This window comes from Amycolatopsis sp. w19 (genome assembly GCF_051373225.1).
Taxonomy (GTDB): Bacteria; Actinomycetota; Actinomycetes; order Mycobacteriales; family Pseudonocardiaceae; genus Amycolatopsis; species Amycolatopsis japonica.
In genome coordinates, this window is record NZ_JBPQFM010000003.1 from 103,677 (window position 1) to 118,489 (window position 14,813).

Below are 14,813 nucleotides of genomic sequence, written 5' to 3' on the forward strand. Positions count from 1 at the left end.
GCATGGGTGCGTTCCTCGACGGGATCCTCGCCGACTTCGGCAGGCACTGGCCGCTCTACGTCTCCATCCCGATCGTCGCCGCCCTGATCGGCTACACCACCAAACTCGTCGCGATCCGGATGATGTTCCAGCCGGTCGAGTTCATCGGGATCAAACCCTTCCTCGGCTGGCAGGGCATCGTGCCCAAACGCGCCGCGCGGATGGCGAGCATCGCCTGCGACACGATGACCGAGCAGCTGATCAAACCGGCGGAGGTCGTCGCCCGGCTCGATCCGCAGAGAATCGCCAAGGAGATCGAAAAACCGCTCCAGGCGGCCGTCGAGGACATCGTGCGCGACGTCGCCGCCCACTACCAGCCGGGGCTGTGGGAATCGCTGCCGGTGGGGATGCAGCGGCTGGTGATCCAGCGCGTCCAGGCCGAGACGCCGCGGATGGTCGCGGCCGTGCTGGAGCTCATCAAGTCCGATGTGGACAGTGTGTTCGACCTCAAGGGCATGGTGGTCACCGCACTGGTCAAGGACAAACGGCTGCTGAACCGGATCTTCCAGGAAGCGGGCGACAAGGAGTTCAAGTTCATCGCCCGCTCCGGCATCTTCTTCGGCGGGCTCATCGGCGTCATCCAGATGATCGCGTGGGTGCTGTTCAAGTTCCCGCTGATCATGCCGTTGTTCGGGCTCTTCACCGGCTGGTTCACCGACTGGCTGGCGCTGCGGATGATCTTCTACCCGATCGAGGAACGGCGGTACTTCGGCGTGCGCTGGCAGGGGCTGTTCCTGAAGCGGCGCGGCGAGGTCGCGGAGGCGTACGGCGCGCTGATCGCGAAGGAGATCATCACCCCGCACAACGTGATCGAGGCGGTGCTGCGCGGCCCGTTGTCGGACCGGGTGCTCGGGCTCATCCAACGGCAGCTCGACGCGCAGCTCGGGCGGCGCGTCGGCGTCGGGAAACCGCTGGTGGTGTTCGCCGTCGGCAGCAGGCGGTATCAGGACATGAAGCTGAACATCGCCGAGAAGATCATGGACAAGCTTCCCGAGACCATGCGGTACATCGAGGATTACGCGACCGACGCGATGGACATCCGGAACGTGCTGGTGACGAAGATGAAGGAGCTTTCGCCGCGCGAATTCGAAGGCCTGCTGCGGCCGGCGTTCCAGCAGGACGAATGGATCCTGATCGCGACCGGCGCCGTCCTGGGCTTCGCCGTCGGTGAGGCCCAAGTCCTCCTCCTGGAGCACTTCGCCGCCTGACACCGCCGCATTCAGAGGACGAAATGCGCGGATGGCTGCCCCATCGGCGGTACACCGGGTCCGCCGTCCGGTCTAGAGTGCCCCCTGCAGCAAAGCCTTGGGGAGGGCGCACATGGCCGACGCGGGGAGCCCGTGGCCGCAGGAGATCCGGCTGGCGATGACCATGGTGGGCGGGGCGAGTCTCGCGGTCTGGATGGGCGGGGTCGCCACCGAGACCTCGCATCTGTTGCAGGCGTCGAGAGCGCCGGAATCGAAAAGCCCGTACCGGGCCCTGCTCGACCTGCTCAACGCCACCGTCTCGCTCGACGTGCTCACCGGCACGAGCGCGGGCGGCATCAACGCGGCGTGCCTCGGGCTGGCCGAGGCGTTCCGGTCGAGCCCGCAGGTGCTGCGTGACACGTGGATCAGCACGGGATCGCTCGACAACCTGATCCGCGATCCCGGCGAGAAGGAACCACGTTCGCTGCTCGACGGCGACAAGGTGCTGCTCGGGGATCTCAAGGACGCGTTGCACCGGATCACCGACAAGGCGACGGTGAAACCCGACTGTCCCGACATCACCGTGCTGCTCACCGGCACGATGATCGACGGGGAGACGACCCGGTTCGACGACGCGCTCGGAAATCTGGTGCGGGACACCGAACATCGCCTGCTGTTCCGCTTCGACGCTCCTTTGTGGACGGACGACGTGGTCGGGCCGCTCGCCCTCGCGGCCCGGTCCACCGCGTCGTTCCCCGGCGCTTTCGAGCTGTCCCGGATGCCGATCGGCGAGAAGACCGGGCCACTGCATCCGGACATGACGAAATACACCGACGTCACGCGGTCGCACTGGCTCACCGACGGCGGGGTGCTGCTCAACAAGCCGCTGCGCCCGGCGATGCGGGAGATCTTCGAACGGCAGTCGCATTCGGACGTCCGGCGGCTGCTGCTGTACGTGGTGCCGACGGCCGAACGCGAGGCCGAGCGGGTCGCGGTCGATCCCGAACGCCCGCCGCTGCTGGGCAGTGCGATGAGCAAGGTCGTCGGCACCGTGCTGAGCCAGACGATCAGCGCCGAACTGGAAGACCTGACCAGGCACAACGACGCTGTCGTCCGCACCAGGGGGACCAGGGTCTCCCTGGCCGCGATGGGGGTTCGCGGCGGCCCGGACACGCTGGTCGACCAGCGGCTGATGAACGACTACCGCGACCGGCGGGTGCAGGAGGACGCCACCGCGCTGGTCCGCGAGGCGACCCGCAGGCTCTCACTGTCCGATGTGGAGGATCAAGGCCGTCAGTGGGCGTCCGGTACGGCGGCGCAGCTGCGCGCGGCCGCGGCGGCCGGATTGCGGGACGGCCTGCCCACCGAGCCGCCGAAGGACACCTGCGATCTCACGGATCTGGTCGCCTTCCGCACCACCGCGCTCGACGACTCCGTCGCGACCGGTCTCCAGCTGGTGAACGCCGGCTTCCGGCTCGATCCGTCGCCGGAGCAGGCGGTGCAGCTCAACCGTTGCCGGGTGCTGCTGCACGAAGCGCGTCACAAGGCCGCGCGGGGGAAACGGCTCGCGGGCTGGGTCACCGAACAGGGCCCGCCGTCGGCCGACGTCACGCTGGCCGCCTGGATCGAAGGCCTCGCCAAGGAATGGGCCAGGCTCGGCCGGTCGGACACGCTGAAGGAGGCGTGGCCGCTCGTCGTCGCCGCGCTCCGGCAGGCGACACCGATCCTTTTGCCGCTGGCACAGGCGAAACCCGATACCGAAGCCGCCGACGCGGTCAGCACGCTGCTCGCCTGGACGGGGCTCACCTCGGACGACACGAGTGCTGGAGATCCCATCGTCACCTCGCGGCTGGTGCGCCTGCACATCGCGACGCGGGGACTGCTCGCGCAGCCGCCGTCGGTCGACCAGCGGGTCGATCTCGTCCAGGTGAGCGCGGATTCGCGGACGCTGATGGACATGAAGCGCCGCCGATCCTGGGACAAGCTCACCGGGATGCAGGCCGACTACTTCGGCGCGTTCTACAAGGCGTCCTGGCGCGCGAACGACTGGATGTGGGGCCGCGTCGACGGCGCGGGCTGGCTGGTGCAATGCCTGCTCGACCCGAAACGCCTGCGGCTACTGCGCGACGTCGTCGGGCGCGAGGCGTTCCGGACCCAGGTACGGGACACCTTCAAGGCGATCGGCTGGCGACAGCCGGGCACGGAAGACGGGCTGTCGCAAGAGGAAGCGGACGCCCTGCGCGCGCAATTGTCCGGGGAGCTGGCTTTCCTCGGTCTCGACGGCGAACTCGCCGATGTCGAAGGGGAAGCCGTCCTGCCGATCAGCATGCCGGTGACGGCGATGGTGCTCGCCAGGGTGCGGCAGCTGGAGATCGCGCGCGAGGAACTGCCGTGCGTCGGCCTCCACTGCGGACACGACGCGAAAACGGCCAAGGGCAACGGAAAACCGTCGGAACGGTTCCGCCGGATGATCGAGAACGAGCCGGAAACCGATGAGCAGACCCAGCGCGCGTTCCAGGCGTGCCAGGTCTCCGGCGAACGGTTCGAGCACGAACGCGGGACGATGCTCCTGACGAAGACGTTGGTCAAGGCGGGCGCGGCGGGGCTCAACGCGGCCGCGGGGGCGACGCGGGTGCCGAAATCGGTCCAGCCCGCCGCGACCTTCGCCAAGGCCGCCGGACGCGGCGCGTGGTGGATCACGCGGGGCGCGGCCACCCTGCCGTCGCCGTGGAACGTGCTCGCCGCGCTGATCACGGTGCTGGCGGGCTTCGTCCTCGGTGGACAGGGCGGTCCGGTCCTGCAGTGGGTCGGCGTGCCGGTCGCCGCGGGTGCCGTCGTGTTCCTGGTGGTCAGCCTGATGACGTTGCGCAAGACGTGGCGGATGGTGCTCACGGTGCTCGGCGTGCTGGTGGTGGCGGCCCTGCTGTTCGCCGCGTTCCTGCCACCGGTGCGCGACCCGCTCTTCGGCTGGCTCGGCGACGTCGTCGCGGGGTGGCGGCGCGGCGAGGCACCGGTGTGGTGGCTGGTCGTCTGCCTGCTGCTCGTCCTGCCCGCCATCTGGACGCCGATCGGTTCGCTCGCGGGTCGCAAGCGACGTCGTGAATAGCGGAATCGGAACCCGAATCGCGTCCTGACCGTGCGACGAAGTGGTAACGGTTGGTATCGTCACGTGCAGTGAGACCGCACCGAAGCGGCCCTACCCACACGTGCTGCGCTTCAAACGTTACAGTTACCTTTATCACGTGTGTTTCGAGGTTGTTGCAGGTAGCCGCGTTGCCGCTGCCGCGCTGATCTGACCGCGCCCGAATCCTCCGGTACGTTTCTTGGACATGTCCGGAAAGCACTTGATCGAAACTCCGACCAAGGCAGACGGTGCCGCGCTCTGGAGAATCGCTCGCGATTCGAAGAAGCTCGATCTCAACACGCCTTACGCCTATTTGCTGTGGTGCCACGATTTCGCCGACACCTCGGTCGTCGCGAAAGTCGACGGCGTCCCGGTCGGCTTCGTGATCGGATACCGCAAGCAGGACACCGGCTTCGTGTGGCAGGTCGCGGTCGACGCGTCCCAGCGAGGAAAAGGCCTGGCCGGAGCCCTGCTCGACGAGCTGTTCGGCCGTCTGACCGCGCAGGGCGTGCGGTACCTCGAAACCACGATCACGCCGGACAACGAGGCTTCGATCCGGTTGTTCGCCTCGTTCGCCAAGCGGTGGGACACCACCGTTGAACGCCAGGATCTGTTCTCCGCGACGGATTTCCCGGCCGAGGAAGGAACGCATGAGCAGGAGGACCTGTACCGAATCGGTCCGCTCAGCAGTCAATAGAACGTAAATCCGGGGATCTCAGGGAGAAAGAAAACGTGATGAGCATTTTCGAGGAACTCGAATCCGAAGTACGCAGTTACAGCCGTGGCTGGCCCGTGGTGTTCGACCGGGCCCAGGGGAGCTACCTGTACGACGAAGACGGCAAGGCCTATCTCGACTTCTTCGCGGGCGCCGGCGCGCTCAACTACGGGCACAACAACCCGGCGCTGAAGCGGGCGCTGATCGATTACATCGCCCGTGACGGCGTGACGCACGCACTCGACATGTTCACCGTGGCGAAGCGGGACTTCCTCCAGACGCTCCAGGAGAAGATCCTGCGGCCGCGCGATCTCGACTACAAGGTCGTGTTCCCCGGCCCCGGTGGCGCGAACGCCGTCGAGGCCGCGCTGAAGCTCGCCCGCAAGGTGACCGGCAAGGAATCGGTCATCAACTTCACCAACGCCTTCCACGGGATGACGCTGGGCGCCCTCTCGGTGACCGGCAACTCGATGAAGCGCGGCGGCGCGGGTGTCCCGCTGGTGCACGCCACCCCGATGCCGTACGACAACTACTTCGACGGCTCCATCCCGGACTTCCTCTACTTCGAGAAGCTGCTCGAAGACTCCGGCAGCGGCCTGAACGAGCCCGCCGCCGTGATCGTCGAAGGCGTGCAGGGCGAGGGCGGCATCAACGCCGCGCGCGTCGAGTGGCTCAAGGCTCTGGACGACCTGTGCAAGAAGCACGGCATCCTGCTGATCCTCGACGACGTCCAGATGGGCTGCGGCCGCACCGGCCCGTTCTTCAGCTTCGAGGACGCGGGTATCAAACCCGACATCGTCTGCCTCTCGAAGTCCATCGGCGGCTACGGCATCCCGATGGCGCTGACGCTGATCCGCCCGGACCTCGACGTCTGGGAGCCGGGTGAGCACAACGGCACCTTCCGCGGCATCAGCCCGGCGTTCGTCACCGCGACCGAGGCGCTGCGCGTCTACTGGAGCGACGACGAACTGGAGAAGTCGACGAAGGCCAAGGGCGAGCGCATCGCCGCCGCCTTCCAGGGCATCGTCGAGGCGTACCCGGACGCGAACCTGTTCGCGAAGGGCCGCGGCCTCGCCCGGGGCATCGAGTTCGCCAACGGCGACCTCGCGGGCAAGGTCTGCGCCGCCGCGTTCGAGCGCGGGCTGCTGATGGAGACCTCCGGGCCGGACGGAGAGGTCATGAAGGTCCTCCCGCCGCTCACCCTGACGGACGACGAGCTCACGAAGGGCCTGTCGATCATCGACGAGGCCGTCGCCGCCGTCCTCGACTGACCCGAACCGACCGCCCTCAACCAGGAACGAGAAGGAGTTTTCCGTTGCTTGTCAGAACACTCGACGAGGTCACCGACACCGACGCCGACATCAAGACCCCGAACTGGCGCAGCAAGCGCATCGTGCTGGCCAAGGAGGGCGTCGGTTTCTCGGTGCACGAGACCACGTTGTACGCCGGGACGGTCAATGACTTCTGGTACGCCAACCACATCGAAGCGGTGTTCATCACCTCCGGTGAAGGCGAGCTCGAAAACACCGCGACCGGCGAGGTCTTCCAGCTGAAGCCGGGCACGTTGTACCTGCTCAACGACCACGACAAGCACCAGGTCCGGCCCAAGACCGAGATCAAGTGCGTCTGCGTGTTCAACCCGCCCATCACCGGCCGTGAGGTCCACGACGAAAACGGCGTGTACCCGCTCGTCACCGAACCCTAGAAATCGCTCGAGGAGGCGACTGCATTGACGCTGACCGACACCCGAGTCGACGACAGTTACCCGACCCGCATCACGGGTAAGCCCGAACACCTGCCCAGGACGCACCCCACCGTCTGGGGCACCGAGGCCGACGGTCCCTTGGACGCGGCCACGCTCGCCAACCACGAAACGCGTGGTTACACCGTCGTCGACCAGTTGTTGTCGCCTGGCGAAGTCCAGACGTACTGGCAGGAACTCGTCAGGATGTCGTCGGGGGACCACCGCGACGACGAGCGCGTCATCACCGAGGCCAAGACCGGTGAGGTCCGCTCCATCTTCGACGTCCACGAGACCAGCGAGCTGATCGCGGAACTCGTCCGCGACCCGCGCGTGCTCGACCGGGCCCGGCAGATCCTCGGCTCCGAGGTGTACATCCACCAGAGCCGCGTGAACTACATGCCCGGCTTCAAGGGCACCGGCTTCTACTGGCACTCGGACTTCGAGACCTGGCACGCCGAGGACGGCATGCCGGTGCCGCGCGCGGTCAGCTGCTCCATCGCGCTCACCGACAACTACCCGTTCAACGGCGGGCTGATGGTGATGCCGGGTTCGCAGCGGACCTTCGTGCAGTGCGCCGGGGAGACCCCGGAGGACAACTACAAGAGTTCGCTGAAAGAGCAGCGGGTCGGCGTCCCGAGCGAGGAAGACATCACGTCGCTCGCCGCCGAATACGGAATCGACCAGTTCACCGGACAGGCCGGTTCCGCGCTCTGGTTCGATTCGAACGTGATGCACGGTTCCTCGAACAACATCACGCCGTACCCGAGGTCGAACATCTTCGTCGTGTTCAACAGCGTCGAGAACGCGCTGCAGAAGCCGTACGCCGCGATCGAACCGCGCCCGGCCTTCATCGCCGGCCGCGACTCGACACCGCTGACGCGTTGACCCGTTTGACGAAACCGCAGGTCGCGAAGGCCATGACGGGGCGCTTGTAGCCGTCGGTGTGCGCCCTGTTACGTTGTCGCCACGTGAGGGGGCCAGTGGGCTCGCTCACGTAGGTGTTGTCGACGACCGAACGGGTTCTTCGCTCGGGGTGAGCCCACCCGGACGGACGTGGACGCCGATGTCCGATGTGGGTCGCGCCCCCAGGCGGCCCAAGTCGGACATCCCCCGGCTCCGTGCCATCAGATCGGGACTGATGGCACGGAGCCTTTTTCGTCTCGTTGAGCGGCACGCCTTGCCAAGTACATGAAGGCCCCCTTCCTTGCGCCTAGGTACAGGAAGGGGGCCTTCATGTACTTCAGGGCGCCTCTCTCGGGGGTCCATAGTGGACAGAAGCCTTCGTGGGGCATTTGTCCGTATCGAGCGTCCGTGAAGGCCTCCTTCCCTACCCTCAAAGCAGGGAAGGAGGCCTTCACGACCTGCCGCGTTCTGGTTGGCGGGCTCTTCGCGCGGTAGGTTGGCTACTCCGGTAAGGGGAGAGATCGGAGGGAGGGGGGCTTGTCATGGCCGAAAGCGGTTCCCCTGCCCGCTTCCAGCTCCTCGGTCCCGTGCGCCTCCTCGACGGCGATCGGCCCGTCCCCGTCGGCGGCCCCGGCGTCCGCGGGCTGCTCGCGCTGCTGGCGCTGAAGGTCAACAAGGTCGTCGCGCTCGACGAGATCATCGACGCGCTCTGGGGCCACGATCCGCCGGCCACCGCCCGCACGATCGTCCACGGCAACGTTTCGCATCTGCGCCGCGTGCTCCGGGGCATCCAGGGCGATCACCCGGACGGTGCCCAGATCCGCACCACGCCGCCCGGCTACCAGCTCACGGTCGAGCCGGACCGGATCGACGTCCACCGCGCCCGGTCCCTGCTGGAGCGGGCTTCGACGGAAGAGCCGGAGAAGGCGTCCGAACTGCTCGCGGAGGCCCTCTCACTCTGGCAGGGGCCCGCGCTGGCCGGCGTGCCGAGTTCGGTTCGCGCTCCCGAGCTGGAGGATCTGCGGCTCGCCGTCCACGGCGCCAGGGTCGACGCGGATCTCGAACTCGGCAGGCACGCGGAACTGATCGTCGAGCTCAGCCCGCTGGTCCGGGCCGCGCCGCTCGCCGAGCGCACCGCCGGTCAGCTGATGCGCGCGCTCTACCACGCCGGACGCCGCGGCGACGCGCTCGAGCTCTACCGCACGGTGTCCCGGGCGACCCTGCGCACCCTCGGGGTCGAGCCCGGCGCGGACCTGCGCTGGCTACACGAACGCGTCCTCAACGACGACCTGCCGGTCAAGGTCGTCGCCGAGCCGAAGCCCGAGGCGGGGCCCGTCCAGCAGCTGCCGCCCGCGGTGCCGAATCTCGCCGGACGCGAGGCGGATCTGGCCTGGCTCGACGAACTCGCCGAGCGGGCCGAAGCCGGCGAGACCGCGGTCGGCGTGGTCACCGGCACCGCCGGGATCGGCAAGAGCAGCCTGGTGGTGTGGTGGGCGCATCGCGCGGCCCGCCGCTTCCCCGACGGCATTCTTTTCGCCGCGCTGCGCGGGTTCGATCCGCATCATCCGCCGTTGGAGCCCGCGGAGCTGCTCACCCAGTTCCTGCTCGGGCTCGGCGTCCCGGCCGAAGGCGTTCCGGAACAGGTCCACGAACGCGTCGCCCTCTACCGGTCGATGATCGCCGGCCGCCGGATGCTGGTCATCCTCGACAACGCCCGCTCCGCCGACCAGGTCCGGCCGTTGCTGCCGCCCGGTTCGCGGTCGATGACGCTGGTGACCAGCCGCTCCCGCCTCGACGGGCTCGCCGTGTCCAACGCCGCCAAACTGCGGGTGCTCGGCACGCTCGCGCCCGGTGACGCCGTCCGGTTGATCGAGGAGCTCGCCGGGCCCGCCGGTTACGACCTCAATCACGCGCTCGCCCGGCTGTGCGGTTATCTCCCGCTGGCGCTGCGGATCGCGGGAGCCCGGCTCGCCGCCAGCGCGCAGTGGTCCGCGCAGGATCTGGTCGACGAACTCGGCAACGAGCGGACCAGGCTGGCCGCGCTCGACGTCGAAGGGCCGGACGACGGGGTCCGCGCGGCGTTCGACGTCTCGTTCCGCGGTCTGCCCGCCGAAGTCGCGAACACGTTCCTGCGGCTCGGCGTCGTCCAATGCGTTTCGGCCGGTTCGCATCTGACGGCCGCGATCGGCGGGATCACCGTCGCCGAGGCACGGCGGCATCTGCGGGTGCTCGCCGCGCACAACCTGCTCGCCGAAACCGGCCGCGATTCCTTCGTGCCGCACGATCTCGTCCGGCTGTTCCTGCGCGAACTGGCGGAGAACGAACTCGACGAGACCGACCGGGAGGACGTCCTGTCGCGGTCGGTGCGGTTCTATCAGGCCGTCGCCGACCGGGCCCGCCGCAAGATGCTGCGGATCGTCGACCCCCTCGATTTCACCGCTGTGCTGACCGACGCGCAGACGCCGCCGATCGGCTCCTTCGACGAGGCGCAGGACTGGTTCACCGCGGAATGGGAGAACCTGCTCGAAGTCCTCGAAGCCGCCCGCGCCGCCGGACGGCACGACGACGTCTGGCGGCTGGCCAGGGTCGCGCACACCTATCGCGCCGTGTACCCGTTGCTGGACGAATGGACGCGGCTGGTCGGGATCGGGCTGGAGGCCGCCGAACGGTCCGGCGACGTCCTCGGCCAGTGCTGGATGCTGATCTCCCGGTGCGCCATCGCGCTCACCTTCGAGCTGCCGCAGGGCTGCCTCGCCGACGCCGAACGCGCGCTGGAACTCGCGAGCGCGATCGGCGACGACCGCCTGATGGTCTCGGCGAACATCCACCTCGGCTCCGCGCTGACGCTGCTCGGCCGGTACGACGAGGCCATCGGGACGTTGCGGCGGGCGGTCGAGAAGACCGAGCGGACCGGCGACCTCGAACTGCGCGGGCAGGCGCTCAACAACTGCGCCGAGGCAGAAAAGCGGGCCGGGCGGTTCATCGAGGCGATCGGGCACCAGATCGCGTCGCTGGAGATCGACCGGACCCTCGGCGACGACAGCTACGTCGTCGTCTCGCTGAACAATCTGGCCGAACTGAGCATGCGGATCGGCGAACTCGCCGCGGCCGAACGGTACGTCTGGGAGGCCGTGGACCTGACGATCAGCAGGCGGTTCGTCCTGCAGGAGGGCGTACTGCGGCTGACCTTGGGCAGGGTGCTGCGGGCCGGGTCGGATGTGGACGGTGCCCGCGAGCAGTTCGCGATCGCGCTGAAGATCCTCGCGGACGCCAATCCGAAGCTCGCGGGATTGGTCCGTGCGGAACTCACGGACCTCGGCGAAAGTCCGTGAGTGATCCTTAGCGGATTCTTAGTGGCCTCGCCGCACACGCGCGTAGGGTCCGATTCAGCGTCGATCGAGCCCTAGGGGAGGGGCACGCGGTAGGAATCGGCGCTCGGGCGGGCCCTTCGCGGGCCCGTCTGAAGAGCCGCCAGGAGCGGCTCGTGGCGGTCCGGCCGGTGGAGGTGGGGGCGATACCGGCCGGCCGCCAGGCGGCACCACCGCGTTTCGTCCTCTGAATGCGGTACTTGCACACGCAAGGACCGCATTCAGAGGACGAAACGTGTGGGGTCAGCCGGTACCGGCGGTGCACAGGGCGATGGTCTGCCCCTTGTTCTCCGCCACCTTCTGGCCGTTGACCAGGATGGTGCAGGCGATCTGGTTGCTGACCGACGAGTTCCGGGTGTCCGCGGTGACGGTGAGCAGGTAGTCGCCCGAGTTGAAGGACGCCGTGCCGCGCCATTCGTCGGTGCTGGCCGGGGTCGTCTCGGTCCGCTGGTCGTTGAGCGAGCCGAACCGGATGGTCGCGCCGCCCGAGGCGCTGACGACGAACTCGACGGTGTTCTTGTCCCCGGCGACGGCCGGGACGTGCAAGCCGGACTCGCCGGTGGCGAAGAAACTGGTGTAGACCAGTAACCCGCCGGCGGCCAGCAGGCCGGCGACGGAAAGCGCGAGCCCCGCGATCCCCATTCCCTTCTTGTCCGCTTCGCCCTTCTTGATTTTGGTCAAACCGATCACGGAAAGAATCATTCCGATCACGGCGAGCGGCCAAGCGGCGATCCCGGCGATCGGGACGAAGGCGACCCCGAGTGCTGCCAAGCCGACCAGGAAACCTGCGATGACCAGGCCGTTCTTGGGTTTGCGGTGCCGTGTTCCGTGCGCGGCGAACCCGGGGCCGTAGCGGGTGGCAGGCGGGTGCGGGAGAGGTGGATCGGTCGGCATACGTGCCCTTTCGGAGGCTTCCGTCCGAAGACGTTAACCCATCGTTCGGGGCAATGGCCGAAATTGTTACCTGCCGGAAAAAGTCATCATTCAACGATGATCAAGCGGTCATCGACATTTTCTGACGAGAATTGTGGCATCGCCGAATGTCGGAAACCCGATCACTGATCGAACAGACTGACTTCCGGGGTGATCTCCAGCAGTTCGTGCACCGGGCGGCCGCGGCGGCCGTCGATGGTCGTGGTGCGCACGACGCGCAACCGCGCGGTCACCGGCCGGTCCAGGTTCTCCTTGATCTCGTCGAGCAGATCCGGCGCCACCGCGCCCTGGATCGTGCCGCCCGATTCGCGTTCGAGATAGAAGATCCGGCGCCGGGTGCGGACCCCGTCCAGCCTGCCGCTGACCGTCTCGTAGCCGACGGCCTCGCGTGACTCGCGCAGGCTCCCGGACAGGATCCTCGCCTGCTCGGTGGTCATGCTGCGGGTCAGTTCCTCGCCGGACGTCGGGGTCAACGCCATCCCGACCCCGGCGTGTTTGCTGACCGCGTTGACGATGTCGCTGACCGCGTTGCGGACGGTGTCACGCTGCAGCAGCACCGCGTCCAGCGCGCCGTCGTCGGAGCCGTTGGCGGGCAGGAAGTCGCACAGTTCCTTGACCGCGCGTTCGGACAGCGACTCGATCCCGTCGTGGATCAGCGCGTCGTCGAGCGCCGGTTCGGGGAAGCCGAAGAAGATCGCGTTACCCGCCTGGCCGCGCTGGATCAGCGGGGCCTTTTCCCGGTCCGCGGGCTGGACGAAGGTCACCTCACCCGACGGATTGCGGATGATGTGCCCGATCTTCGCCGTCGCGTCCTGCAACGCGCGGCTGATGTCGGAAAAGGTGTACGCGTCCAGATGCGATTCGCCGATCACGGACACGCGGAGCAGCGGCGAGCGCGACGTCCGCTCGAACTTCGCGTACGCGGCCATCGCCGACGCGCGGGCGAGGTCGTCGAGCCAGGTGCCGCCGGGGATCTCGTCGGCGATACGCCGGAATTCGTTCCTCACCAGATCACTTCCGGAATTCCCCTGCCACCCGATGCCCACACTTCTTCCCAGATCTCCTCGTCGCCGGGGCGGCAGAGGAAACCGTCGAGCATGCCGCCGACGGGCTGGACCTGGTCGAGATACATCGCGGGCTGGCCGACGATGACCCCGCGCAACGTCAGCAGCCCGTACAGCGCCGAGCGGCCCGCGTCGTCGAGCCGTTTGAGCGCGCCCCATTCGTCCGGGAACAGCACCACGTCGAGCCCGCGCGGCGGATGCGGGGTCCTGGCGGTCAGCTCGCCGCCGATCCACGCGCGGCCGGTCGGCATGATCCGCCGGGCGACGCCCAGGTAGCTGTTCAGCGCGCTGAACAGGATTTCACGGTCGTTCTGGTGTGGCGCGTCGAAGACCAGCCGCTCGTAGACATCGGCCAGATCGGCGGGATGGCGGCCAGGAGGCAGCAGGTTGTGCGGCGTCCAATAGGGGAGCGCCAATCGGAGCCTCCTTCGTGTGCCGGAGCTCCCGATCGAAGAAACGTACCCGGCGTCCCGCTCACAGTGCGTAGCCGAATTTACCAGGCGAGTGTCAGCCGCCCTGCCCCGGCCGGTGCTCGGGCGCCTGCCTGGCGGGCGGCCAGTCCTCGTCGCTCGGCCAGACCGGTTCGGGTTCGTGCCCGCCCTCGCCGTTGCGGGCGGCGGGTTCCGGCTGCTCCGGGTGGTAGGCCCGCACCGGTTCCGGGATCAGCTGACCCTCGCGGTGGCCTTCCGCCTCCTGGTCGTACGGCTCGTCGTCGTCCTGGATCCGCGCGGGCGGGAGGAACTGCGTCCGTTCGGTGGAAAGCAGTTCGGGCACGGGTTCGGGGTCCGGTTCGCGTTCGGCCGGGAACCCGTGCACCGGCTCGTGGGCCACCGGTTCCGTGGCAGGCCGGTCACGTCGTTCGCCGCGCATCAGCAGCCAGGTGACACCGCAGCCGAGGGCGAACGAGATGAGCAGCCAGAGCCAGATCTGCCCGAAGAGCCAGAGCATCAGGCCATCACCTCTGTTCCGCCGTGATGTCGACGCGGCGGCCCTCGCCGCTCGCGCCGTCGGAGTTCTTGCGCTGGGGGGAGTACGCCTGGTCGCGTTTGACCCCGTTGCGCTCCAGCAGCCGCTCCACCGTGAGCGCCCGGTTCAGCGCGAGCTTCCGGTCCGAACCGGTCGCGACCGACCCGGTGATCCGGAACTTCAGGTCGCGGGGCGCGTCCGTGAGCAGCTTCGCGATCTCCAGCGCGCCGCGTTCGCCGTCCGGGGTGAGGTCGGTGGTGTCCGGTTCGAAGGTGATCGGCGTGGCCGCGAGCAGGCGGTCGATCTCGGCCTGGAACCCGGCCTTGTCCATCGGCTTGGTCGAAGTCGGCGTGGGACTGGGCGAGGGGCTCGGCGGAGCGGGCGGGGCCGGCGGCTCGCCGCTGGTCGTCACCGGGCCCGCGGGCGGCGCGGTGTCGCCGGAGATCTCGACCGTCCGGACCCCGTCGATCCGCTGGATGGCGTCGATGGCCTGCGCGGCCTTGTCCGGCGGGAATCCGGCGAGGCTCGCGTCGCGGCCGGAGAAGCTCACTTGACCGCCGGAGACGCCGACGTCGGCGAGCGCGGCCTTCGCGCGCGCGGCCAGCTCGGCCTCGATGTCGTCCGAGGCCGACCAGACGGTGATCGCCGTCAAGGCGAGCGTGACCAGCAGCGCTGTAGGCAGCAAGCGGCTCCAGCGTGTACCGGGCATGAAGGGACTGTAAGCCGCGCTCGGCGTGGGTGCATCGGACGAACAGGACATGACCCGTTCG

General features: G+C 68.2%; 12 protein-coding genes. 7 read left to right on the forward strand and 5 right to left on the reverse strand.

What is annotated here, in order from left to right; genetic code table 11:
* Window positions 1-2: 2 nt before the first annotated feature.
* The 7 genes from ACSMFO_RS08085 to ACSMFO_RS08115 all read left to right on the forward strand — a co-directional run bounded on the left by ACSMFO_RS08085 (window position 3) and on the right by ACSMFO_RS08115 (window position 11,044).
* Window positions 3-1,247 carry a DUF445 domain-containing protein gene (locus ACSMFO_RS08085; protein ID WP_038507769.1) on the forward strand — a complete coding sequence of 415 codons (1,245 nt, stop codon included), beginning with the start codon at window positions 3-5 and terminating at the stop codon, window positions 1,245-1,247.
* A 112-nt stretch (window positions 1,248-1,359) separates the two neighbouring features.
* Window positions 1,360-4,332 (forward strand): patatin-like protein, encoded by a 2,973-nt coding sequence (locus tag ACSMFO_RS08090; protein WP_436457779.1) that lies wholly within the window; start codon window positions 1,360-1,362, stop codon window positions 4,330-4,332.
* A gap of 223 nt (window positions 4,333-4,555) precedes the next feature.
* Window positions 4,556-5,047 carry a diaminobutyrate acetyltransferase gene (gene ectA, locus ACSMFO_RS08095; protein ID WP_436457781.1) on the forward strand — a complete coding sequence of 164 codons (492 nt, stop codon included), beginning with the start codon at window positions 4,556-4,558 and terminating at the stop codon, window positions 5,045-5,047.
* A 38-nt stretch (window positions 5,048-5,085) separates the two neighbouring features.
* The gene (ectB, locus tag ACSMFO_RS08100; protein ID WP_436457783.1) at window positions 5,086-6,336 is read left to right on the forward strand and encodes a diaminobutyrate--2-oxoglutarate transaminase; all 1,251 of its coding nucleotides are present in this window, start codon (window positions 5,086-5,088) and stop codon (window positions 6,334-6,336) included.
* A gap of 44 nt (window positions 6,337-6,380) precedes the next feature.
* Window positions 6,381-6,770 carry an ectoine synthase gene (locus tag ACSMFO_RS08105; RefSeq protein ID WP_007033454.1) on the forward strand — a complete coding sequence of 130 codons (390 nt, stop codon included), beginning with the start codon at window positions 6,381-6,383 and terminating at the stop codon, window positions 6,768-6,770.
* A gap of 24 nt (window positions 6,771-6,794) precedes the next feature.
* On the forward strand, window positions 6,795-7,694 hold the full coding sequence (thpD, locus tag ACSMFO_RS08110; RefSeq protein WP_037335490.1) for an ectoine hydroxylase: 900 nt from the start codon (window positions 6,795-6,797) through the stop codon (window positions 7,692-7,694).
* 560 nt (window positions 7,695-8,254) lie between these two features.
* Entirely contained in the window at window positions 8,255-11,044 is a 2,790-nt protein-coding gene (locus tag ACSMFO_RS08115; RefSeq protein WP_436457784.1) for a BTAD domain-containing putative transcriptional regulator, read from the forward strand.
* A gap of 279 nt (window positions 11,045-11,323) precedes the next feature.
* Here the strand turns inward: ACSMFO_RS08115 and ACSMFO_RS08120 are convergent, their stop codons facing one another.
* The 5 genes from ACSMFO_RS08120 to ACSMFO_RS08140 form a co-directional block, all read right to left on the reverse strand.
* A complete protein-coding gene (locus ACSMFO_RS08120) occupies window positions 11,324-11,974 on the reverse strand; it encodes a DUF4190 domain-containing protein (protein ID WP_436457785.1) in 651 nt (216 codons plus the stop codon).
* A 161-nt stretch (window positions 11,975-12,135) separates the two neighbouring features.
* A complete protein-coding gene (locus tag ACSMFO_RS08125) occupies window positions 12,136-13,020 on the reverse strand; it encodes a hypothetical protein (protein ID WP_038507777.1) in 885 nt (294 codons plus the stop codon).
* Window positions 13,017-13,493 carry a DUF6932 family protein gene (locus ACSMFO_RS08130; protein ID WP_038507778.1) on the reverse strand — a complete coding sequence of 159 codons (477 nt, stop codon included), beginning with the start codon at window positions 13,491-13,493 and terminating at the stop codon, window positions 13,017-13,019. The genes ACSMFO_RS08125 and ACSMFO_RS08130 overlap by 4 nt, the downstream gene beginning before the upstream one ends.
* A gap of 91 nt (window positions 13,494-13,584) precedes the next feature.
* Entirely contained in the window at window positions 13,585-14,025 is a 441-nt protein-coding gene (locus ACSMFO_RS08135; protein ID WP_436457787.1) for a hypothetical protein, read from the reverse strand.
* 7 nt (window positions 14,026-14,032) lie between these two features.
* Window positions 14,033-14,752 carry a cell envelope biogenesis protein OmpA gene (locus ACSMFO_RS08140; protein ID WP_436457788.1) on the reverse strand — a complete coding sequence of 240 codons (720 nt, stop codon included), beginning with the start codon at window positions 14,750-14,752 and terminating at the stop codon, window positions 14,033-14,035.
* Window positions 14,753-14,813: the final 61 nt, after the last annotated feature.